The organism is Mesorhizobium sp. M0030, from assembly GCF_040323695.1.
Classification (GTDB): domain Bacteria; phylum Pseudomonadota; class Alphaproteobacteria; order Rhizobiales; family Rhizobiaceae; genus Mesorhizobium.
Genome location: NZ_JAMYVE010000004.1, coordinates 200,937 through 219,664 on the forward strand (window position 1 = coordinate 200,937; position 18,728 = coordinate 219,664).

The following is an 18,728-nucleotide window of genomic DNA, read 5'->3' on the forward strand; positions in this document are numbered from 1 at the left end:
TCAAGGGAAGAGTGGGCTCGCCAAGGGCGCGGACCTCTTCGAAACTCTAGAGGAATTCCAGGAAAATGTAGCGTTCAAATCAGCCGGTTGCTCTCGGCGAGCCGGCGCTCCCGCCGTTGCGTGCCGTCGGTGTCGGCAATCTTGCGCCGTGCCGCTTCGTCGCTTCTTATCGTCAGGCGCACTGATATTGCCTTGGGGAAGAGGACGATTGGCTCGATTGTTGCGGTCGGACGATCCGGCGTTTTCATGAATCTCATATATTTTGCCTTTCGTAAAAAATAATCTTAGGGGCACCGGAATAATTATTCCGATGCGCTCTAAATAAGAAATTGGCTGATATTGTTCCACGATAGCAGATTTATTAGGGGTTTATACGAGAAATTTTTTATACCGGTCGAGCCGTGGCGGAAATCAGCTTGAATAGCCAACAATTTCGGATTATTGATCTGAGATCGTTTTTTGGGTCAAGCTTGGCATATAGCGGCGTCGGAGATACTCGACCCGCCAAACTCATTCCAATCGCCGATGGTTGAGTTCCCGGTTGATGCCGGAAAGCATCGACGAACCAGAGCCAAGCCAATGCCGGATCGCACCACCCGTTCCATCGCCCATTTCGCGGCACCCTTCGTGCTTGGCGGGCTGGAAGGGCAACTGCCGGCCGGCGACTATGACATCGATCACGACGAAGAGCTGATCGAGGGCATGTCGCGGCTTGCCTGGCGTCGCGTCGCCACCTTCATCCATTTGCCGGCAAGGGCGGTGAAGAACCCGGCCACCAGCCAGCTTGTCGCCATCGACTACCTCGAACTCGAAACAGCGCTGAGGCGCGACCAGGAGAACGCAGCATGATCCGCTTCCAGCAGAATGCGCGTCCGCGCACCGACACGCCCTCGCACCTCTTCGCCATCGGCCAGACCGTGCGCATGAAGAGCCGCAGCGGGCTCGCCCAGAAGACCGCCGAGCTGTTTCAGATCAAGAGCAGATTGCCGGTCAAGGATGGCTCGCCGCAATATCGCATCCGCAGCGAGGAGGAGACCTATGAGCGGGTCACCACGGAAGACAACCTCGAAGTAGCGGACGCCCCGGCTGTCCCCGACAGCCAGGCAGTCTGACACCGCACCCACCCAGCACGTACGAAGGAGCAGACAGATGGCCAAGGGTCAGCAGCGCAGCAATCGCGAAACGCGCAAGCCCAAGAAAGACAAGGTGGTGGCCAAGGCCGCCTCCCCGTTCGGTTCCTCGGTCAAGCAGGCAGAGAGCAGCCTGAAGCCGAAGTCGAAGGGCTGACCAGGCAGGGCGCGCCTGGCGCACCTGCCGGCAATGGACTGACGATCTCGGACTGACGATCTCGCCCAAAACTCTGCAACGGAGGCTTGCTTGACGTTCTTCGTCGAGCCGCTCGCGCGACGTCGACGAAGCCACGCTCGACAAGGTATCGCTGGACGCGCCGAACCTGCGCGCCGCCCTGCAGGGCGCCACCGCGCTGTTCCACAGCCTCGCCATGCCGCAGATCCCCGACCGTCTGCGCATTTGCGACGAGGACGGCGCAGAGCTTTATGCCGGCCCGGCCGACGGGGCGTATTCGGCGTAGGCAACCACTCCGATCCGCGACCTTGCCTTCTCCCTTGGGGGTGAGAAGCGGTCCGCGCAGCAGACGAAAAGCCAATTGTTGGCTTTTCGAGTTTCGAACGCCCTGAGCCTGCGAAGGACCAAGGGTGGTCCGGTCCACCCGCCCGGTCCCCGCTGCTTCGCAGGGTCCCGGCATTCGCCGCCTTTTTTATCGTGTCAGTGGGACGGTGAATTCGCCTCCGGCGGACTCACCCGACAGGGGAGAAGGAAAAATCAGCAGGGGCCGTCCTCGACGACGCGGTAGTCGGCGGCACGGGCCTCGCAGGCGTTGGGAAAGGTGCGCAGCTCGCCATGGCGGCGGGCGCAGACCGGGGCGTATTCGCGCGTGCAGAATGTCGGCTCTTCGCCACCACCGCCACCACCGCCGCCGTCGCGGCAAGGGCCGTCGCGAACGATGCGGTAGCCTTCCCGTTCGGCAAGGCAGGCATTGCCGAAGGTCTGGCGGTCACCGCCGCGCCGCGCGCAGACCGGCTCGTATTGCCTGGTGCAGAATTCCGGTTCCGGCCGTGGCGGGCGCGGACGTGGTCCCGGCCCGTCATCAACGACGACGGTGCAGGCCGCAAGAAGACCCGACAGGAAGAGAATAGTAAAACCCTGGCGCGAGAAGATCGTCGCAAGAAATCTCATGAATATGCCTCCCTCGAGACCCCCGTCCCCGGCGCAAAACGCGCCTGTCGATCCTCGCCATTCCCTTGCCAAATGCAACCCCCGTTTGCGGCGCGGGAGCCATGCGATGCCCGGCCCGCGCATTGCTTTGGCCCTGGACCAAACCGCTGGACCATGCGTGGCCGGGCTCTGGCTGATGAACTCTTAAGAACCCAGGTTTATCGAAGCGCCTTCGTTGGGATGCGTCGATGGACGCGGCCCGCGGCGCTATCTTGCAACGATCACGTTTCCGTGCGATAAATTTTGTGTTCGGGCATTTGCGACCCGGAGAGCGGAACGTTTTGGACGACCTTTCCCCGATACTGTGAATCTCTGACGGCCCCATTTTCGGCGGGGGGTTTTACCATGCGCAAATGCAGGACTGCCGAAGCAACCACCGGGACTTGCCCACGATGCCAGGCGGCGGGCAAACCATAAGACTGACACGGGTGAAGGAGTTTCCCCAATGGCCCAGACCGGCACCGTTAAATTCTTCAACGCGACCAAAGGCTTCGGCTTCATCACGCCCGACGGCGGCGCCAAGGATGTGTTCGTCCACATTTCCGCGATCGAGGCCTCGGGCCTGCGTACCCTCGTCGACGGCCAGAAGGTCACCTTCGACGTTGAACCCGACCGCATGGGCAAGGGTCCGAAGGCGGTCAACCTCCGCGCGGCCTGAACCGGCGGTGCCCGCGCGCCCGTCAGGGCGCTCGAAAAAGCACCTAAAGCGTGTTTGAACCGGCTTTGTCAGCCGTCCAGAGTTTCGAAGGCGCGACGTTTCCCGTTGCGCCTTTTTCATGACGCCGTCGCCGGAGGCAAAGGACGCTTTATCGGTCAATGCCGTGGCTGATCGCCGGAGCAATCGTCTGGCGCGAATTGCCTTCGGTGCCACGATCTATTTGAGCAGCCTTCAGCGTTGCCGCCGTCGCCAAAACTTTCTCTTGCCGATAGCGCTAAAATAAAGGACAAATTTCCCTTCGGGCATTTGCCGGCCCGAAACTGGACTTTATGGGATCAAAGGGAGCTTCCCATGCCGCAGACCGGCACCGTCAAATTCTTCAATCATGCCAAAGGCTTCGGCTTCATTACGCCCGACGACGGGCAGAAGGATGTCTTCGTTCATATTTCGGCCGTGCAGGCTTCGGGTCTTTCCGGTCTGGAGGATGGACAAAAAGTGACATTCGACACCGAGCCGGACAAGCGCGGCAAGGGTCCAAAGGCCGTCAACCTGTCGGTCGGCTAAGCCGGCTCAAGACAGTCCGGACGGAGATTGACGAGGCGGAGCGCCTTGCGTACGCGCTTGGTTTTGCCGCAAGAACTGGATCGTATCAGCCAATTCCGTTCAGCCCCCGTTCAGCCACGGTCTTCTATTAATCGTCCCCTAGGCTGGACCTCATCCCCGAAAACTATCCGGGCCGGCACGAAGGAGACCAAAATGAATCGCATTTTCAAGACCGCCATCCTGGGCGCCGCTCTCGCCGCGACCACCCTCGCCACCTTGCCTGCCGCCAATGCCAAGGACTGGAACCACTGGCATCATGGCCATGGTCGTCATCATAATGGCGACGCGCTTGCGGCCGGTGTCGTCGGCCTTGCGGCCGGCGCTCTGATCGCCGGTGCGCTGAGCAACCCGCAGCCGCGCTACAGCAGCTATGATGACGATTACGACTACCGCGAAGTGCGGCCGGCGCCGGTGCGCCGTTACTATGCCGAACCGCGGGTCGTCTATGCCGACCGCTATGCCGAGCCGTGGACCCGCGACTGGTACGAATACTGCTCGGACCGCTACCGGAGCTTCAATGCCCGCAGCGGCACGTTCACCGGCAATGACGGTGAGCAGCATTTCTGCGTCGCGAATTGAGCTTCCCTGTCCCACAAAAAGCGCTGACCGCAAGGCCAGCGCTTTTTTTTTGGCAGAAAGACATCGCTAAGTCAGGAAGGGATTGGTCCGCCTCTCCTCGCCAAAGCGGCCACCCGGGCCGTGGCCGCAGATGAAGCCGATCTCGTCACCGAGCGGCAAAAGCTTGTTCTTAATCGAGGCGATCAGCGCCGCATGGTCGCCGCCCGGCAGGTCGGTGCGCCCGACCGAGCCGCGAAACAGCACGTCGCCGACATGAGCGAACTTCGCCGCGCGATTGTAGTATACGACATGGCCGGGCGCATGGCCGGGGCAGTGCAGCACCTCGAACATATGTGAGCCGAACGAAACCGTCTCGCCCTCTGCGAGAAACCGGTCGGGCACGCAGTTGCGCGCCCCGGCAATGCCGTAGCGCTGGCCCTGGTTCTCGAGATTGTCGAGCAATAGCTTGTCGGCTTCGTGCGGGCCGATGATCTCGATGCCGAGTGCTTCCTTCAGCTCCATGGCGCCGCCGGCGTGATCGATGTGGCCATGGGTGATCCAGATCGCAGCGGCGGTGATCGCATTGTCCTTCAGCACCGCCAGCACCTTGTCGATGTCGCCGCCCGGATCGACGACGACGCCATGCTTGTCATCCATGTCGAACAGGATGGTGCAGTTCTGCTGGAAAGGCGTGACCGGCACGATGCCGGCATTGAGCTGACCCATGATTGTCCTTTCGCTGTTCCAGCGTGATGTAGAGGCGCGGGCGAAGGCCGTCCACTGCTGAAAGGCAAACAGTCCGTCCCAAAACAGAAATGGGCGGCCCAACGGCCGCCCATTTGACGAAGCCTGAGTCTCGAGCAATTCCAGGAAAAGTGTAAAGCGGTTTTCCGTCCGGAATTGGGTAAAACAACAAACTAGATCATTCGCCGTGAAACGGTGAATGATCTAGAGGCTTACTTCTTCATCGCGCCCATGACCGCACCGATGATGCCGGTCAGGATGGCGCCGCCGCCGGCGCCGCCGAGCAGGTTTTTGAGGTTCAGCGTATCGCCCAATCCGCCCGCTGCCGTTGCAGCCGCTGCCGGGTCGGCCGTGCCGCCGAGCAGGCTGCCGAGGATCGCCGCCCCGCCAACGCCGCCAACCGCGCCGCCGAGGATTTTGGTCAACTGGCCCATCGCCGCATTCTTCAGCGCAACGCCGACCGCCTGACCACCGACAACACCTGCAATTACCTGTACAACGAGCGCAATGAGCGTATTCGTATCCATGTACCTAGTCCCTCCATAGCTGCCAGCCTCCCGGGCCGACACCATCATGAGACGCTGAATTGTACGAAAGTCAAATGCACAGATGCTGAAATAAAGGGGCCGGCCTCAAAACCGCCCCTGCTTGCGAAAAAAGCTGTGACTTTCGTTATTCTGCGGCTATCGCATGCTTAGGTTGCACCGCAGCAGAATAGTCGTTCATCAAAGTCTTGGCGATCTCGCCGACCTCGAATCGGTACGGACCGATCTCGGAGACCGGCGTCACTTCCGCTGCCGTTCCGGTGAGGAAGCACTGTTCGAAGCCTTCGAGTTCCTCAGGCATGATGGCGCGCTCGACGACTTCAAGGCCGCGGTCCTTGGCGAGGCCGATGACGGTGCGGCGGGTGATGCCGTCGAGGAAGCAATCGGGCTTCGGCGTGTGGATCTTGCCATCCTTGACGAAGAAGATGTTGGCGCCCGTTGCTTCGGCGACCTGGCCGCGCCAGTCGAGCATCATGGCATCGGCATAGCCCTTGGCCTCGGCGGCATGCTTGGACATGGTGCAGATCATGTAGAGGCCGGCGGCTTTCGACTTCGACGGCGCGGTGCGCGGATCGGGCCGGCGCCATTCCGCCAGATCGAGACGGATGCCCTTGAGCTTCTGCGCCGGGTCGAAATAGCTCGGCCATTGCCAGATGGCGATGGCGCAGTTGATGCGGCTGTTCTGCGCCGACACCCCCATCTGTTCGCTGCCGCGCCAGGCGATCGGCCTGACATAGGCGTCCTGGAAACCCTGCTTCTTCAGAAGCGTGGTCGAGGCGTCATTGAGCTCGGCCACGGAATAGGGAATATTGAAGCCGAGCAGGCGCGCCGATTCATGCAGACGCTCGGTGTGCTCGTTGAGCTTGAAGATGGCGCCGCCATAGGCGCGCTCGCCCTCGAAGACGGCGCTGGCATAGTGCAGGCCGTGGGTCAGCACGTGGATCTTGGCATCGGCCCATTTGACGAACTCGCCGTTGATCCAGATGAAGCCGTCCAGTTGGTCGAAGGGAACGGATGCCATGGAAACCTCCCGCGGGCGGCGACCCGCACATCATTAGTGTTGTTCTTGTTGCGCGACAGCCGCGTCGGGCGGCCCTTGAAGCGTAAGCGGAGAATCGAACTCTGGCAAACTCAGGAAGTTCCGGAAAAACCGCACTCCCTTGCCTTTTCGTTCGCATTCAGCCGAAAAGCTTGTCAAAAACCACCATTGCGGGGAAATTACGTCAATAGTACTGACATAATTTCCCTCTATGGACGGAGAAATGATGACGGATCGAAGCCCAGCTGCCGGAAAACCGATCAAGACGCCGATCACAGACGAGGACGGCATCGACTTCGCCATCATCGAACTGTTCTTCTTTGCGTATCGCGATTTCACTTCCGATCCGGACCAGATCCTGGCCGATTACGGCTTTGGCCGCGCCCATCACCGGGTGCTGCATTTCGTCAACCGCCGGCCGGGACTGACGGTCGCTGAACTGCTCGACGTGCTCAAGATCACCAAGCAGAGCCTGGCGCGGGTGCTCAAGCAGTTGATCGACACCGACCATATCGTGCAATTGCAGGGTCCGCGCGACCGCCGCCAGCGGGAGCTCTATCCGACAGCCAAGGGGCGCGCCCTGGCGCTGGCCCTGGCGCGGCCACAGTCACGCCGCATCCGTGCTGCATTGGAAGATTCCGGAGCCAGCGAGCGTCCCTTGATCGAACGATTCCTGGAAGCCATGGTCAATCCGGAACTAAGGGCGCAGATCGACATTGTGCCTGCAAACATGTCAGGGAAAAGCCATGGAGACCATTGAGAGGGTGGACCAGCCGACGGCGCCGGACGATGACGCGCCGCATCTGCTTGTGGTCGACGACGACACCCGCATTCGCAATTTGCTCAAGCAGTATCTGACCGAAAATGGTTTTCGCGTCACAGTCGCCGGAAATGCCGGCGAGGCCAGGCGAAAGCTTGCAGGACTCGACTTCGACCTCCTTGTCCTCGACGTCATGATGCCCGGAGAGACCGGCGTCGACCTCACCAAGGCGCTGCGGGCGGAGAAGAACGTACCGATCCTGATGCTCACCGCGCTATCGGAAACCGACAGCCGCATCACCGGGCTCGAGGCCGGCGCCGACGACTATCTGCCCAAGCCCTTCGACCCGCGCGAACTGATCCTGCGCATCAATAACATTCTGCGCCGCGGCGGCCCGGCGACGACGCCCAAGGTCGAGCAGCTGGTCTTCGGCCCCTACACCTTCCAGATCGCCAGGCGCGAGCTGAAGCGGGGCGGCGAGGCGCTGAAGCTGACCGACCGCGAGCAGGAGATCCTGGCGATCTTTGCCGCGCGGGCCGGCGAAACGATCCCGCGTCACGAGCTTGTCGGCGACGATTCGGAAGTCGGCGAGCGCACCATCGACGTCCAGATCAACCGCCTGCGCCGCAAGATCGAGCGCGATCCGTCCAATCCGGTCTGGCTGCAGACGGTGCGCGGTATTGGGTATCGGCTCAGCGTGGAATAGAATGCCGCTGACGGCCGCCCTTGGCCATAGATGTGTGGCCATCGACCAGCGGCCATCGACCAGCGGCCATTGACCCAGCGAAAGGACAAATGGCGACCACGCAACTGGAACGGCCGGAACAGGGCGGCTTTGGCGCGCGCGTATCACGCGCGCTGAAAGCAATGCCGCGTGCCTGGAAGCGGTTCTGGCGGCTGGTTGCGTTCTATATGCCCAAGCGGCTTTATGCCCGCTCGCTGATCATCGTCATCGCGCCGATGATCCTTCTGCAGTCGGTCGTCGCCTTCGACTTCATGGAACGCCACTGGGCAACCGTGACGCAGCGCCTGTCGCAGGCCACCGTGCGCGACATCGCCGCGATCATCGACATGATCGAGACCTATCCGCATGATGGCGACTACGCCAACATCATCCGCATCGCCCAAGACCGCATGCAGTTGAAGGTCGACCTCTTGCCGCCCGACCCGTTGCCGGCGCCTGGACCCAAGCCCTTCTTCTCGATCCTTGACGACGTCCTTTCCACCGAGATCACCCGCCAGATCAACCGCCCGTTCTGGATCGACACGGTCGGCAATTCCAACATCGTCGAGGTCCGCATCCAGCTCGAGGGCAAGGTGCTGCGCGTCTTCGTGCGCCGCAGCCAGGCCTATGCCTCCAACACCCACATCTTCCTGATCTGGATGGTCGGGACGTCACTGGTGCTGCTGACGATTGCCATCCCCTTCCTTCGCAACCAGATCCGGCCGATCCTGTCTCTGGCCGAGGCCGCCGAAAGCTTCGGCAAGGGCCGGCCGATGCCGCGCGATTTCCGCCCACGCGGCGCCGAGGAGGTTCGACGGGCCGGCTTTGCCTTCATCCAGATGCGCGAGCGCATCGAACGCCAGCTGGAACAGCGCACCGCCATGCTGACCGGCGTCAGCCACGATCTCAGAACCATCCTCACCCGCTTCAAGCTGCAGCTGGCGCTGGCTGGCGGCAAGCCCGAGACCAAGGCCGCGCTCAACCAGGACATCGACGACATGCAGTCGATGCTGGAAGGCTATATCGCCTTTGCCCGCGGCGAAGCGTCGGAAGATGCCGGCCATTTCGATCTCGAGGCCTATTTCCAAAAGCTCGGCGAGGAGGCGTCGCTGCACAAGCGCAAGCTATCGACCGTGCTTGCCGGTGATCCGGACGTGCATGTGCGCCCGCACGCTTTCGCCCGGCTGTTGTCCAATGTCGCCGGCAATGCCTTGCGCTATGCCAAGACGGTGGAGATCAGCGCCGATCACGGCCGCGGCTCACTCGTCGTCACCATCGACGATGACGGTCCGGGCATCCCGCCGGAAAAGCGCGAGGACGTGTTCAAACCGTTCGTGCGGCTCGACGAGGCGCGCAACCTCGACGCCAGCGGCACCGGCCTTGGTCTCTCTATCGCCCGCGATATTGCCCGCAGCCATGGCGGCGACATCATGCTGGAAGACAGCCCGCTCGGCGGCCTGCGGGCGGTGATCAAGGTGCCCGCCTGACCAAAGCATGATCTGGAAGGCGGGCTCGGCCAAAAACCACCTTCATCCGCCCGTCATGAAACCATGGTCAAGAGCGCGCATGAAGCGCGCGACCTCAGTTGATTCGGCTCAGCCGCCTTACTTCGACCTCGTGCATGCCCGGGTGCGGTGGAGCGAAGCGAGGGCAGCCGGCCCGTACCGCTATCGCATCAAGGCAACCGTCGACCCGAGCAAAGGACCGCCATGCGCATCCTGATGGTCACCGACGCCTGGCGGCCGCAAGTCAACGGCGTCGTCCACACGCTGGAGCGGCTCACCGAAACGCTGAAAACCTTCGACGTTGCGGTCGACTTCCTGACCCCGAATATCTTTCGCACCTTGCCGTTGCCGACCTACCCCGACATCAGGCTGGCGCTGACCACGCCCGGTCATGTCGCGCGGCTGATCGAGGCTCGCAAGGCCGACCATATCCATATCGTCACCGAAGGCCCGCTCGGCATCATGGCGCGGCGCTATTGCCGCAATGCTGGCCGTCCCTTTACCACCAGCTATCACACCCGCTTTCCCGAATATCTCAGCGCCCGCCTGCCGGTGCCGGAGAGCTGGGCCTATCGCTGGCTGCGTGATTTCCACAATTCGGGACAAGGCACGCTGGTCGCCACCCAGTCGCTGGCGGAGGACCTTGCGTCGCGAGGCTTCACCAAGCTCAGGCCGTGGACGCGGGGCGTCGACACCGATCACTTCCGCCCCGACAAGAAGAAGGACCTCGGCTTCCCTGGCCCGGTATTCCTGTGCGTCGGCCGCGTCGCCATCGAGAAGAACCTGAGCGCCTTCCTCGATCTCGACCTGCCCGGCAGCAAGGTGATCGTCGGCGAAGGACCGGAACTGGCCAGGCTCAGGGCGAAGTACCCGCAGGCGCATTTCCTCGGCCATCGCCCGAACGATGAGCTGGCCGAGATCTACGCCTCGGCTGATGTTTTCGTCTTCCCCAGCCGCACCGACACGTTCGGCAACGTCATCATCGAGGCGCTGGCCAGCGGCACGCCGGTGGCCGCCTATCCGGTCACCGGACCGATCGACATTGTCGGCGACGGCATCGGCGGCTCGGTGTCGACCGATCTGCGCGAGGCCTCGCTCGCCGCGCTCAATGTCGACCGCGCCGAGGCGCGCGAACGCGCCATGCGCTACAGTTGGAAAGCCTGCGCCGAAATGTTCATGGACACGGTCGAAGAGGCGCTGAGCACAAGGCGCAAGCTGGCCGCCTGACGCAATCTTCCTAAAACAACCTGCCGCCGTCCGGCACCTTGCGCTCGATGGCGCCAAGGACCACGGCGCCTTCCTCATCAGGGAAGCCGAGCGTGAGCACTTCCGACATGAACGGACCGATCTGGCGCGGCGGGAAATTCACCACCGCAAACACCTGCCGTCCCACCAGCGTTTCCGGCGCATAGTATTTCGTGATCTGTGCCGAGGATTTCTTCACGCCGATCTCAGGGCCGAAATCGATCTTCAGCTTGAACGCGGGTTTGCGCGCCTCGGGGAAAGGCTCGGCCTCGACGATCGTGCCGGCACGGATGTCAACACGATCAAAATCGGCAAAGCTGATCTCGGGCTTGCGCGCGCTGCTCGAACTCATGGAAGCTCAAGCGTTGCCATAGGTCTCGAACAGGACGCCGGCCAGCGCATCCTTGGCCGAGGTTCCCGACCAGACAACGAACTGGAAGGCCTGGAAATAGCACTCGCAGGCTTCAAGCGCCGACGACAAAAGCACCTCGACCTGCTGGCTCGACGGTTCGACCCCGCCGGCGAGCAGCAGTGACTGGCGAAACATGATCGCGCCCTCCTGCTCCCAGAGATCGAAATGGCCAAACAGCATCTGCTCGTTGATCAGCGACAAAAGCCGCATCACTTCCAGCGCGCGGGCTTCCGGCACCTTGATGTCGAAAGCACAGGCCAGATGCAGCGCCTCGAAGTCCTCCATCCACGAGAAGGAGACGTGATAATCGGTCCAGCTGCCGGCAACCGAGATCGAGATTTCGTCATCGCCGGCCCGTTCGAAGGACCAGTCATTGTTATGGGCGACCTGCTCGATGACATCCACCGGATGGATTTCGCGGGAGAATTCGAGTTCGAGAAGTTCCATGGATGCTTCCTGTGTTCAGGGGAGCGCCACACGCTCCGCGGGGCACACACGACGAACAATCTTGTCTTGAACTCGGACGGCCAGGACTTCACGACACAAAGACCCGGACCGGACCCCACCGCCCGGCCGCATGACCCTGCTCCGAATCATGCAACAAATTCAGTCTATTGATCGGGAGTCGCGTGAACAGCCTAATTTTTCGCACTGCGTCATCAGCATGTGGAAAGGCGCTGTCACAAAGATTCATGCATTGCCGGTAAACGATTCACGGCAAAGCATTTTTTCGGATTGTGCTTTGTGGAAAAGTTCAAATTTTATTTTTTTGCTTTGGGCTTTGCCGCAGCCACAGGTGCGGCCTGTCCGGTCAATTCGGCAAGCCTGGCCTCGAGCGCATCGATGCGGGCGGCCAGCCTGGTGTTTTCTTCGCGGGCCTTTGCAGCCATGTCGCGGGCAGCCTCGAACTCCTCGCGCTGCACCACATCCATGGTGTTGAGGATGCGCTCGGCCTGCCCCTTGAAGGCAGTCTCCACCTCGCGGCGCACGCCTTGTGCGGCACCCGCGGCATCGGTCATCAGCTTGGCGAATTCATCGAGAATGCGGTTCGGTCCGGTTGACATGGCAAATCCTCGCTTGCTCGAATTGACGTAGTGGCACTGCCTGCGGAATGCAAGAACGTTGAAGCTGGTGCGGCTTCATGTCGGACGCGATTTGGCTCACGGTCCGGCCGACAGATTGCTATTATCGCAAATGGATTCTTGGAACGACGGTTGCCGTGACGGACAGTGCGGACTTGGAGAAGCGCTTTGCAGCACTCGATGCAGCACTCGCAAAAGGCATTTCGGATGCCAGTGCGGGCCGGGTCTAGCCTGGCGACGAGGTGCTGGACAGGCTTGAAGCCAAACACAGGGCAATGGCAGAGAGAACCAAGTGAAGTTACTGGTCTTCACAGACCAGCGGCCTAGTGTTTTCCTCACGACTTGCTCCAGGCAAGAAGTCACTCGCATTCAGGATCAACCAATGGCAACGCCCCCGCGCCGACCGACCAATCCGATGGAAGCCGCTGAAGCGGCCTTCAAGCCAGTCAAGAAACCCGCGCCTCCCATTCGCGAACCCTCCGCCGCACCAAACGTTCGCGAGCTTGTCTCGATCAGGATCGATCGCGCCGTGCTCGACCATTTCCAGGAAGATGGCCCCGGCTGGCAAGACAGGATCAACGATGCGCTCAGGCAATTGGTCGCCGGCAAGCCGCAGGGTTGAGCCCATTATCTCTGACGATCAGGCTGTCGTCACCTTGCCTTGACCCCGCCAAAACCCTGCCGCATGGTCCGCGCCCTAACGCGAGCCCTCCCAGGAGATCCTGTTGAACGACTATTTCCCGCTGCCGATGGCGTCGCTGTCCTTCCCCAACATCGACCCGATCCTGGTTCAGATCGGCCCGCTGGCGGTGCACTGGTACGGCATCGGCTATATCGTCGGCATCCTGTTCGCCTGGTGGTACGCCAAGCGGCTCGTCACCAACACAAGGCTGTGGCCTGATGGCGTCCTGCCGATGAAGCCGATCGACCTCGACGATTTCATCGTCTGGGCTGCCGTCGGCGTCGTGCTTGGCGGCCGCACCGGCTATGTGCTGTTCTACGATTTAAAGCGCTATATCGACCACCCGCTCGACATCTTCGCCGTCTGGCAGGGCGGCATGTCGTTCCATGGCGGCCTGCTTGGGGTCATCCTCGCCATCACGCTGTTTTCACTCAAGCGCGGCATCCGCACCTGGACGCTGTTCGACGTGGTGGCAGCCGGCGTGCCGGTCGGGCTCGGCCTCGTCCGCATCGCGAACTTCGTCAATGCCGAACTCTGGGGTCGCGTGACCGACGTGCCGTGGGGCGTCGTCTTCTGCAACGAGCGTCTCCAGCAGACCGTGGCGGGTTGTGTCGCGGGCCTGGAGCCTCGCCATCCGAGCCAGCTCTACGAAGCGCTGCTCGAGGGCGCGGTGCTGTTCCTGGTCCTGCGCTTCCTCACCCATTCGCGGCTGAAGCTGAAGACGTCGCGCTTTGTCGGCGGCGCCTTCATTTGCGGCTACGGCCTGTCACGCATCTTCGTCGAGTTCTTCCGCGAGCCCGACCAGCAGCTCGGCTACCTCCTCGGCGGCTGGCTCACCATGGGCATGGTGCTGTCGCTGCCGATGGTGCTGGCCGGCATCTGGGCGATGGCCACAGCCAAACCGGCGCCGCAACCACAGCCGGCATGACACGGCTGAAGACCCGCATCGTCGACTTGATCGGCGCGCTCGGCCCCCTCCCCGTCAACGAGTACATGGCGCTCTGCCTGTTCGATCCCAGCGACGGCTACTACACCACGCGCGAGCCGTTCGGCGCCGCCGGCGACTTCGTCACCGCACCCGAGATCAGCCAGATGTTCGGCGAACTCGTCGCCGTCTGGCTCTATCAGGCCTGGCTGGCGATCGGCCGACCCCTGCCGGTCGCCATCGCGGAGATCGGGCCTGGCCGCGGCACGCTGATGAAGGACATGCTTCGCACCCTGACGCGGCTCGATCCGGCTATCGCCGCCGGAGCCTCCTTCGCCCTGGTCGAGACCAGTCCGCGGCTGACCGAAATCCAGAAGCAGACGCTTGCCGAAAGTTCGGTTGAGCTCGGCTGGCACGAAACCATCGCCACGCTACCGCAGGCGCCGTTGCTGATCGTCGGCAACGAACTGTTCGACGCCGTGCCGATCCGCCAGTTCATCCGCGCCGGCGCCGGCTGGCGCGAACGGATGATCGGCCTCGACGACGCAGATGAGTTGAGCTTCTTCGCCGGCGCCGGCTCGGTCGAGGCGACGCTGCTGCCGGACGACGCCGCCGAGGCGCCACAAGGCTCTATTTTCGAAATAGCACCGGCCCGCGCGGCACTGATGGCGACCATTGTCGAACGCATAGCCGACCACGGCGGCGCCGGGCTGTTCCCTGATTACGGCCATCTCCAGCCCGGTTTCGGCGACACATTGCAGGCCGTGCGCAGACACGCCCCAGAAGATGTGCTGGCCAATCCCGGCGAAGCCGATCTCACCGCCCATGTCGACTTCGCGGCACTGGCCGCCGTCGTGCGGGCACATGGCCTCGATGTGGAATTGGCGACGCAGGGCGACTTTCTGCTTGGCATGGGATTGCTTGAGCGAGCTGGCCAGTTGGGCAGCCAGGCAAGCCAAGAGGCACGACAAACCATTGCCGATGCTGTCGAGCGCCTGGCCGGCCCCGACGGCATGGGCACGCTGTTCAAAGTCCTGAAAATCCTGCCGCATCAGCCAGTCTGACCCTCAGAGATCGTTACAAGCCGTCCCGCCATGTCGCTTGTGGTCGCATGCTTGCTTTTGGCCAATGCAAAGTCGACGCGGCAGCACTGTCGCAATCACTCGGCCGAACTTCGCCTTGACGAAAACGCTGGCACGGACAACAAACCCATCCATGCTGAATCAGACCAAACCGGATCCTGTTCGCTCGCCGCTGCTGGAAGCGGCCAAGCCGCGAGGTATCCGCCATGGCTATTTCACCCGTATCGGCGGCGTCTCCGGCGGCATCTATCAGGGACTTAACATCGGCACCGGCTCGGATGACGATCAGATGCTGGTCGCCGAGAACCGCCGCCGCGTCGCTGCCTGGATGGGTGTGCCGGCCAGCCATCTCCTGACCGCGCATCAGGTCCACTCGCCCGATGTCGTTATTGCCAGGGAACCCTTTCCCGGCCCGCGGCCCAAGGCCGACGCCATCGTCACCGAACGGCCGGGCATCGCCATCGGCGCCTCGACGGCCGATTGCGGCCCGGTGCTGTTCGCCGATGCTCAAGCGCGCATCATTGGCGCTGCACACGCCGGCTGGAAGGGCGCTTTCACCGGTGTGCTTGAAAACACCATTGCCGCGATGGAAAGCCTCGGCGCCCGCCGTGAGCGCATCATTGCGGTTCTCGGTCCTTCGATCGGCCCCGACAATTACGAGGTCGGGCCGGAATTCGTCTCCCGTTTCGTCGAAGCCGATGCCGAAAACATCGGCTATTTCGCGCCTTCGGCCAATCCGGCGCATGCAATGTTCGATCTCAACCTCTATACGGTCGACCGGCTGAAGAAGGCTGGCGTGACCGCCGAGGGGCTTGGCCGCTGCACCTATGCCGAGGAGGATCTCTTCTTTTCCTACCGGCGCGCGACGCATCGCAAGGAACCGGACTACGGTCGGCAGGTTTCGGCAATTGTTTTGGAGAACGGATAATGGCGCTGCATTTCGAACGGTCGGAATTTGACGCCCGGCGTGACCGGTTGATGATCGAGATGACGGAAAAGAAGCTCGATGCTGTACTGCTTTTCGCCCAGGAGAGCATGTACTGGCTAACCGGCTACGACACGTTCGGCTTCTGTTTCTTCCAGTGCCTGGTTGTGAAGGCTGACGGCTCGATGGTGCTGCTCACCCGCTCGGCCGATTTGCGCCAGGCGCGCCACACCTCGATCATCGGCAACATCGTGCTGTGGACCGACCGCGACGGCGCCAACCCGGCGATCGACCTGCGCAACCTGCTCAACGACCTCAATCTCCTTGGCGCCCGCATCGGCGTCGAATACGACACCCATGGCCTGACCGCCTTCAATGGCCGCCGCGTCGACGAGCAGCTGCAGACCTTCGGCCAGATCGCCGACGCCTCCGGTATTGTCGGCCGTCTGCGCCTGTTCAAGAGCCCGGCTGAAATCGCCAAGGCCGAAAAGGCGGCCAACCTTTCCGACGACGCGCTCGACGCGGCCCTGCCGCTGATCAAGCAGGGCGGCGACGAAGCGCTGATCCTTGCCGCCATGCAAGGCGCGGTGTTTGCCGGCGGCGGCGACTATCCGGCCAATGAATTCATCATCGGCTCGGGCATCGACGCGCTGCTCTGCCGCTACAAGGCCGGGCGCCGCAAGCTGACCAAGAACGATCAGCTGACGCTCGAATGGGCCGGCGTGTTCCATCACTATCACGCGCCGATGATGCGCACCGTGCTGACCGGCAAGGCGTCGAAGCGCCATCAGGAGCTGTTCGACGCCGCCCGCGCGGCTCTTCTGGCGGTCGAGAAGGCGATGACGCCCGGCAACACCTTCGGCGACGTCTTCGACGCGCATGCCCGCACGCTGGAGGCGCACAGCCTGACCAAGCATCGGTTGAACGCCTGCGGCTATTCCGTCGGCGCCCGCTTCACCCCGTCCTGGATGGATATGCCGATGTTCTACCAGGGCAATCCCGAGCCGATCGCGCCCAACATGACATTGTTCGCGCACATGATCATCATGGACTCCGAAACCGAGACGGCGATGACGCTTGGCCGCACCTACCTGACCACCGAATCCCAGCCGAAGCCGCTTTCACGCCATGATCTCGACTTGATCGTACAGTGAATCCATAATGGTTGGTCCACGCGGGGGCGTTCGCGACTAAGGAGTTTTCGGGCAGATGAGACGATCGCATGTGACGACCGTGTCATTGCTCGCAGCGCTTGTGCTGGCCGCTTGCACCAACGCCAAGGACGTCCTTGAGCCGTCCGCCATCACGCCGCCGGCAGCCTCGGCTCAGCCCTTGGCTGCCCCGGGCATTGCGCCCGCCGCCACACCAGCGCCGGCCGTCGGCGCCACGACACCCGCCAACCCCGCGCAGAGCGCCGCCGCTTTGTCGAAGACCCGGCTGCAGATCGCGCCGATCGTCGGCGCCTCGGTGGAAGCGGCAACGCCGCTGACGGCCGAACTGCAGACACGCGCCAAGCAGCGCGGCATCACCCTTGCCGGCAGCGCCGACCAGGCCGCCACCCATGTGCTGAAGGGCTACTTCTCGACGATGACGGAAGGCAAGGACACCACCGTTATCTATGTCTGGGACGTCTATGACCCCGCCGGCAACCGGCTACACCGCATCAATGGCCAGCAGAAGGCGCCCTCGGTCAATGCCGCCGAAGGCTGGCCCGCGGTTGCACCCGCTACCATGCAGGCGATCGCCGACCAGACGATCGACCAGTTCGCGGCCTGGCTCGGCGGCAGCGCCGGCTGATCCCCCTGTTACCGGCTTCCGTTCACTGTTGACGTTTTTGAGATTAGCCGGCGGATTCCCGTCAACGAGGCTTGCAATACCGGCACGGCTCGCTACAAGCCCGATTAAGAGGACCTCCCCATCCTTCGCCAGGAACGGTGCATGAAGCTTTTCGCGGGCAATTCCAACCGGGTGCTGGCCGAAGCGGTCGCCCGCTATCTCAATGTCCCGCTGGGCAAGGCCAGCGTCAGACGCTTCGCCGATCAGGAAATCTTCGTCGAAATCCAGGAAAACGTGCGCGGCGAGGATGTCTTCATCCTGCAGTCGACCTCGTTCCCGACCAACGATCATCTGATGGAACTGCTCATCATGATCGATGCCTTCATGCGCTCCTCGGCCAAGCGCATCACCGCGGTCATCCCCTATTTCGGTTACGCCAGGCAGGATCGCCGGGCCTCGGGCCGCACACCGATCTCGGCCAAGCTGGTCGCCAACATGATCACCCGCGCTGGCGTCGACCGCGTTTTGACGCTCGACCTCCATGCCGGCCAGATCCAGGGTTTTTTCGACATTCCGACCGACAATCTGTTCTCGGTGCCGGTGATGGCCCGCGACGTGAAGGCAAAATACAAACAGCTTGCCAATGTCGTCGTCGTCTCGCCCGATATTGGCGGCGTGGTGCGCGCCCGCGCGCTCGCCAAACGCTTCGACGCACAACTGGCCATCGTCGACAAGCGCCGCGAACGTCCCGGTGAATCCGAAGTGATGAACATCATCGGCGCGGTCGCCGGCAAGGATTGCCTGCTGATCGACGACATCGTCGATTCCGGCGGCACGCTGTGCAACGCCGCCGATGCGCTGCTCGCCAACGGGGCTACCAGCGTCACCGCCTATATCACCCACGGCGTGCTGTCGGGCGGTGCGGTCGCCCGGATCAGCGGCTCGAAGCTGCAGGAACTGGTGATCACCGATTCCATCCAGCCGACGCAAGGCGTGCTCGACGCCCCGAATATCCGCGTCATCTCCATCGCCGACCTGATGGGCGAGGCGATTTCGCGCACAGCGACCGAAGAGTCCGTGTCGAGCCTGTTCGATTAATCCATGTTGCCCAAAAGCGTGCCCACGGGCCTAGCTCGGGGGTAATCTCGTTTTTGGAATCTGCCCCAAA

The 18,728-nt window shown here is 62.4% G+C and carries 25 protein-coding genes; 17 read left to right on the top strand and 8 right to left on the bottom strand.

Annotated features, from left to right (window positions below; all coding sequences use genetic code 11):
* Positions 1–74: 74 nt before the first annotated feature.
* Positions 75–257 carry a hypothetical protein gene (locus NKJ80_RS11030; protein ID WP_023683727.1) on the bottom strand — a complete coding sequence of 61 codons (183 nt, stop codon included), beginning with the start codon at positions 255–257 and terminating at the stop codon, positions 75–77.
* Between the two features lie 322 nt (positions 258–579).
* Here NKJ80_RS11030 and NKJ80_RS11035 point away from each other — a divergent pair, with 322 nt between their 5' ends.
* From NKJ80_RS11035 to NKJ80_RS11045, 3 genes are read left to right on the top strand one after another with little or no spacing between them, the layout of a single operon-like run.
* A complete protein-coding gene (locus tag NKJ80_RS11035; RefSeq protein ID WP_023672014.1) occupies positions 580–849 on the top strand; it encodes a hypothetical protein in 270 nt (89 codons plus the stop codon).
* On the top strand, positions 846–1,112 hold the full coding sequence (locus tag NKJ80_RS11040) for a hypothetical protein (RefSeq protein WP_023672015.1): 267 nt from the start codon (positions 846–848) through the stop codon (positions 1,110–1,112). The genes NKJ80_RS11035 and NKJ80_RS11040 overlap by 4 nt, the downstream gene beginning before the upstream one ends.
* A 37-nt stretch (positions 1,113–1,149) precedes the next feature.
* Entirely contained in the window at positions 1,150–1,287 is a 138-nt protein-coding gene (locus NKJ80_RS11045) for a hypothetical protein (protein WP_023683725.1), read from the top strand.
* 555 nt (positions 1,288–1,842) lie between these two features.
* On the opposite strand, the gene NKJ80_RS11050 is transcribed toward NKJ80_RS11045, so the two are convergent.
* Entirely contained in the window at positions 1,843–2,256 is a 414-nt protein-coding gene (locus NKJ80_RS11050; protein WP_352497566.1) for a Kazal-type serine protease inhibitor domain-containing protein, read from the bottom strand.
* Positions 2,257–2,740: 484 nt separating this feature from the next.
* Here NKJ80_RS11050 and NKJ80_RS11055 point away from each other — a divergent pair, with 484 nt between their 5' ends.
* From NKJ80_RS11055 to NKJ80_RS11065, 3 genes are all read left to right on the top strand, one after another.
* Positions 2,741–2,953 carry a cold-shock protein gene (locus tag NKJ80_RS11055; RefSeq protein ID WP_006202520.1) on the top strand — a complete coding sequence of 71 codons (213 nt, stop codon included), beginning with the start codon at positions 2,741–2,743 and terminating at the stop codon, positions 2,951–2,953.
* A 351-nt stretch (positions 2,954–3,304) separates the two neighbouring features.
* Positions 3,305–3,517, top strand: coding sequence for a cold-shock protein (locus NKJ80_RS11060; protein WP_023672019.1), 213 nt, complete (start codon positions 3,305–3,307; stop codon positions 3,515–3,517).
* Between the two features lie 192 nt (positions 3,518–3,709).
* On the top strand, positions 3,710–4,135 hold the full coding sequence (locus NKJ80_RS11065) for a BA14K family protein (RefSeq protein ID WP_023737823.1): 426 nt from the start codon (positions 3,710–3,712) through the stop codon (positions 4,133–4,135).
* Positions 4,136–4,201: 66 nt separating this feature from the next.
* On the opposite strand, the gene NKJ80_RS11070 is transcribed toward NKJ80_RS11065, so the two are convergent.
* The 3 genes from NKJ80_RS11070 to NKJ80_RS11080 all read right to left on the bottom strand — a co-directional run bounded on the left by NKJ80_RS11070 (position 4,202) and on the right by NKJ80_RS11080 (position 6,424).
* Positions 4,202–4,840, bottom strand: a complete 639-nt coding sequence (locus NKJ80_RS11070; RefSeq protein ID WP_023695789.1) for an MBL fold metallo-hydrolase — start codon at positions 4,838–4,840, stop codon at positions 4,202–4,204.
* Positions 4,841–5,070: 230 nt separating this feature from the next.
* On the bottom strand, positions 5,071–5,385 hold the full coding sequence (locus NKJ80_RS11075) for a hypothetical protein (protein WP_023672022.1): 315 nt from the start codon (positions 5,383–5,385) through the stop codon (positions 5,071–5,073).
* Positions 5,386–5,530: 145 nt separating this feature from the next.
* A complete protein-coding gene (locus NKJ80_RS11080; RefSeq protein WP_023672023.1) occupies positions 5,531–6,424 on the bottom strand; it encodes a branched-chain amino acid aminotransferase in 894 nt (297 codons plus the stop codon).
* 244 nt (positions 6,425–6,668) lie between these two features.
* Between NKJ80_RS11080 and NKJ80_RS11085 the strand changes: the two genes are divergently transcribed.
* The 4 genes from NKJ80_RS11085 (at position 6,669) to NKJ80_RS11100 (ending at position 10,658) form a co-directional block, all read left to right on the top strand.
* On the top strand, positions 6,669–7,202 hold the full coding sequence (locus tag NKJ80_RS11085) for a MarR family winged helix-turn-helix transcriptional regulator (protein ID WP_023683723.1): 534 nt from the start codon (positions 6,669–6,671) through the stop codon (positions 7,200–7,202).
* A complete protein-coding gene (locus NKJ80_RS11090) occupies positions 7,189–7,908 on the top strand; it encodes a response regulator (protein ID WP_023672025.1) in 720 nt (239 codons plus the stop codon). Before NKJ80_RS11085 ends, NKJ80_RS11090 begins: the two co-directional genes overlap by 14 nt.
* Before the next feature lie 89 nt (positions 7,909–7,997).
* On the top strand, positions 7,998–9,413 hold the full coding sequence (locus NKJ80_RS11095; RefSeq protein WP_023672026.1) for an ATP-binding protein: 1,416 nt from the start codon (positions 7,998–8,000) through the stop codon (positions 9,411–9,413).
* A 222-nt stretch (positions 9,414–9,635) separates the two neighbouring features.
* A complete protein-coding gene (locus NKJ80_RS11100; RefSeq protein WP_023737822.1) occupies positions 9,636–10,658 on the top strand; it encodes a glycosyltransferase family 4 protein in 1,023 nt (340 codons plus the stop codon).
* 10 nt (positions 10,659–10,668) lie between these two features.
* Here the strand turns inward: NKJ80_RS11100 and NKJ80_RS11105 are convergent, their stop codons facing one another.
* The 3 genes from NKJ80_RS11105 to NKJ80_RS11115 form a co-directional block, all read right to left on the bottom strand.
* Positions 10,669–11,028, bottom strand: coding sequence for a tRNA-binding protein (locus NKJ80_RS11105; protein ID WP_023672028.1), 360 nt, complete (start codon positions 11,026–11,028; stop codon positions 10,669–10,671).
* 6 nt (positions 11,029–11,034) lie between these two features.
* Positions 11,035–11,535: a type III secretion system chaperone family protein gene (locus NKJ80_RS11110; RefSeq protein ID WP_006202532.1), complete on the bottom strand. Its 501-nt coding sequence runs from the start codon at positions 11,533–11,535 to the stop codon at positions 11,035–11,037.
* 314 nt (positions 11,536–11,849) lie between these two features.
* Positions 11,850–12,152 (bottom strand): accessory factor UbiK family protein, encoded by a 303-nt coding sequence (locus tag NKJ80_RS11115; protein ID WP_023672029.1) that lies wholly within the window; start codon positions 12,150–12,152, stop codon positions 11,850–11,852.
* Between the two features lie 400 nt (positions 12,153–12,552).
* Between NKJ80_RS11115 and NKJ80_RS11120 the strand changes: the two genes are divergently transcribed.
* From NKJ80_RS11120 to NKJ80_RS11150, 7 genes are all read left to right on the top strand, one after another.
* Positions 12,553–12,792, top strand: a complete 240-nt coding sequence (locus NKJ80_RS11120) for a BrnA antitoxin family protein (protein WP_023683720.1) — start codon at positions 12,553–12,555, stop codon at positions 12,790–12,792.
* A gap of 103 nt (positions 12,793–12,895) precedes the next feature.
* Complete coding sequence (gene lgt / locus NKJ80_RS11125; RefSeq protein ID WP_352497567.1) at positions 12,896–13,780, top strand: prolipoprotein diacylglyceryl transferase; 885 nt, start codon at positions 12,896–12,898, stop codon at positions 13,778–13,780.
* Positions 13,777–14,841 (top strand): class I SAM-dependent methyltransferase, encoded by a 1,065-nt coding sequence (locus NKJ80_RS11130; RefSeq protein ID WP_352497568.1) that lies wholly within the window; start codon positions 13,777–13,779, stop codon positions 14,839–14,841. The genes lgt and NKJ80_RS11130 overlap by 4 nt, the downstream gene beginning before the upstream one ends.
* Positions 14,842–14,992: 151 nt before the next feature.
* Entirely contained in the window at positions 14,993–15,787 is a 795-nt protein-coding gene (pgeF, locus tag NKJ80_RS11135) for a peptidoglycan editing factor PgeF (protein WP_023711150.1), read from the top strand.
* A complete protein-coding gene (locus tag NKJ80_RS11140; RefSeq protein WP_023833514.1) occupies positions 15,787–16,938 on the top strand; it encodes a M24 family metallopeptidase in 1,152 nt (383 codons plus the stop codon). The genes pgeF and NKJ80_RS11140 overlap by 1 nt, the downstream gene beginning before the upstream one ends.
* A gap of 55 nt (positions 16,939–16,993) precedes the next feature.
* Entirely contained in the window at positions 16,994–17,581 is a 588-nt protein-coding gene (locus NKJ80_RS11145) for a hypothetical protein (protein ID WP_023737819.1), read from the top strand.
* 141 nt (positions 17,582–17,722) lie between these two features.
* Positions 17,723–18,658 (top strand): ribose-phosphate pyrophosphokinase, encoded by a 936-nt coding sequence (locus NKJ80_RS11150; RefSeq protein WP_023686119.1) that lies wholly within the window; start codon positions 17,723–17,725, stop codon positions 18,656–18,658.
* Positions 18,659–18,728: the final 70 nt, after the last annotated feature.

Bases quoted from the DNA above. Each gene is read 5' to 3' on its own strand.
- NKJ80_RS11055 (WP_006202520.1), top strand. From the start codon at position 2,741: ATGGCCCAGACCGGCACCGTTAAATTCTTCAACGCGACCAAAGGCTTC.
- pgeF (WP_023711150.1), top strand. From the start codon at position 14,993: ATGCTGAATCAGACCAAACCGGATCCTGTTCGCTCGCCGCTGCTGGAA.
- NKJ80_RS11095 (WP_023672026.1), top strand. From the start codon at position 7,998: ATGGCGACCACGCAACTGGAACGGCCGGAACAGGGCGGCTTTGGCGCG.
- NKJ80_RS11115 (WP_023672029.1), bottom strand. From the start codon at position 12,152: ATGTCAACCGGACCGAACCGCATTCTCGATGAATTCGCCAAGCTGATG.
- NKJ80_RS11040 (WP_023672015.1), top strand. From the start codon at position 846: ATGATCCGCTTCCAGCAGAATGCGCGTCCGCGCACCGACACGCCCTCG.
- NKJ80_RS11105 (WP_023672028.1), bottom strand. From the start codon at position 11,028: ATGAGTTCGAGCAGCGCGCGCAAGCCCGAGATCAGCTTTGCCGATTTT.
- NKJ80_RS11110 (WP_006202532.1), bottom strand. From the start codon at position 11,535: ATGGAACTTCTCGAACTCGAATTCTCCCGCGAAATCCATCCGGTGGAT.
- NKJ80_RS11045 (WP_023683725.1), top strand. From the start codon at position 1,150: ATGGCCAAGGGTCAGCAGCGCAGCAATCGCGAAACGCGCAAGCCCAAG.
- NKJ80_RS11060 (WP_023672019.1), top strand. From the start codon at position 3,305: ATGCCGCAGACCGGCACCGTCAAATTCTTCAATCATGCCAAAGGCTTC.
- NKJ80_RS11080 (WP_023672023.1), bottom strand. From the start codon at position 6,424: ATGGCATCCGTTCCCTTCGACCAACTGGACGGCTTCATCTGGATCAAC.
- NKJ80_RS11100 (WP_023737822.1), top strand. From the start codon at position 9,636: ATGCGCATCCTGATGGTCACCGACGCCTGGCGGCCGCAAGTCAACGGC.
- NKJ80_RS11070 (WP_023695789.1), bottom strand. From the start codon at position 4,840: ATGGGTCAGCTCAATGCCGGCATCGTGCCGGTCACGCCTTTCCAGCAG.
- NKJ80_RS11130 (WP_352497568.1), top strand. From the start codon at position 13,777: ATGACACGGCTGAAGACCCGCATCGTCGACTTGATCGGCGCGCTCGGC.
- NKJ80_RS11065 (WP_023737823.1), top strand. From the start codon at position 3,710: ATGAATCGCATTTTCAAGACCGCCATCCTGGGCGCCGCTCTCGCCGCG.
- NKJ80_RS11030 (WP_023683727.1), bottom strand. From the start codon at position 257: ATGAGATTCATGAAAACGCCGGATCGTCCGACCGCAACAATCGAGCCA.
- NKJ80_RS11050 (WP_352497566.1), bottom strand. From the start codon at position 2,256: ATGAGATTTCTTGCGACGATCTTCTCGCGCCAGGGTTTTACTATTCTC.
- NKJ80_RS11120 (WP_023683720.1), top strand. From the start codon at position 12,553: ATGGCAACGCCCCCGCGCCGACCGACCAATCCGATGGAAGCCGCTGAA.
- NKJ80_RS11090 (WP_023672025.1), top strand. From the start codon at position 7,189: ATGGAGACCATTGAGAGGGTGGACCAGCCGACGGCGCCGGACGATGAC.
- NKJ80_RS11150 (WP_023686119.1), top strand. From the start codon at position 17,723: ATGAAGCTTTTCGCGGGCAATTCCAACCGGGTGCTGGCCGAAGCGGTC.
- NKJ80_RS11075 (WP_023672022.1), bottom strand. From the start codon at position 5,385: ATGGATACGAATACGCTCATTGCGCTCGTTGTACAGGTAATTGCAGGT.
- NKJ80_RS11085 (WP_023683723.1), top strand. From the start codon at position 6,669: ATGACGGATCGAAGCCCAGCTGCCGGAAAACCGATCAAGACGCCGATC.
- NKJ80_RS11035 (WP_023672014.1), top strand. From the start codon at position 580: ATGCCGGATCGCACCACCCGTTCCATCGCCCATTTCGCGGCACCCTTC.
- NKJ80_RS11140 (WP_023833514.1), top strand. From the start codon at position 15,787: ATGGCGCTGCATTTCGAACGGTCGGAATTTGACGCCCGGCGTGACCGG.
- NKJ80_RS11145 (WP_023737819.1), top strand. From the start codon at position 16,994: ATGAGACGATCGCATGTGACGACCGTGTCATTGCTCGCAGCGCTTGTG.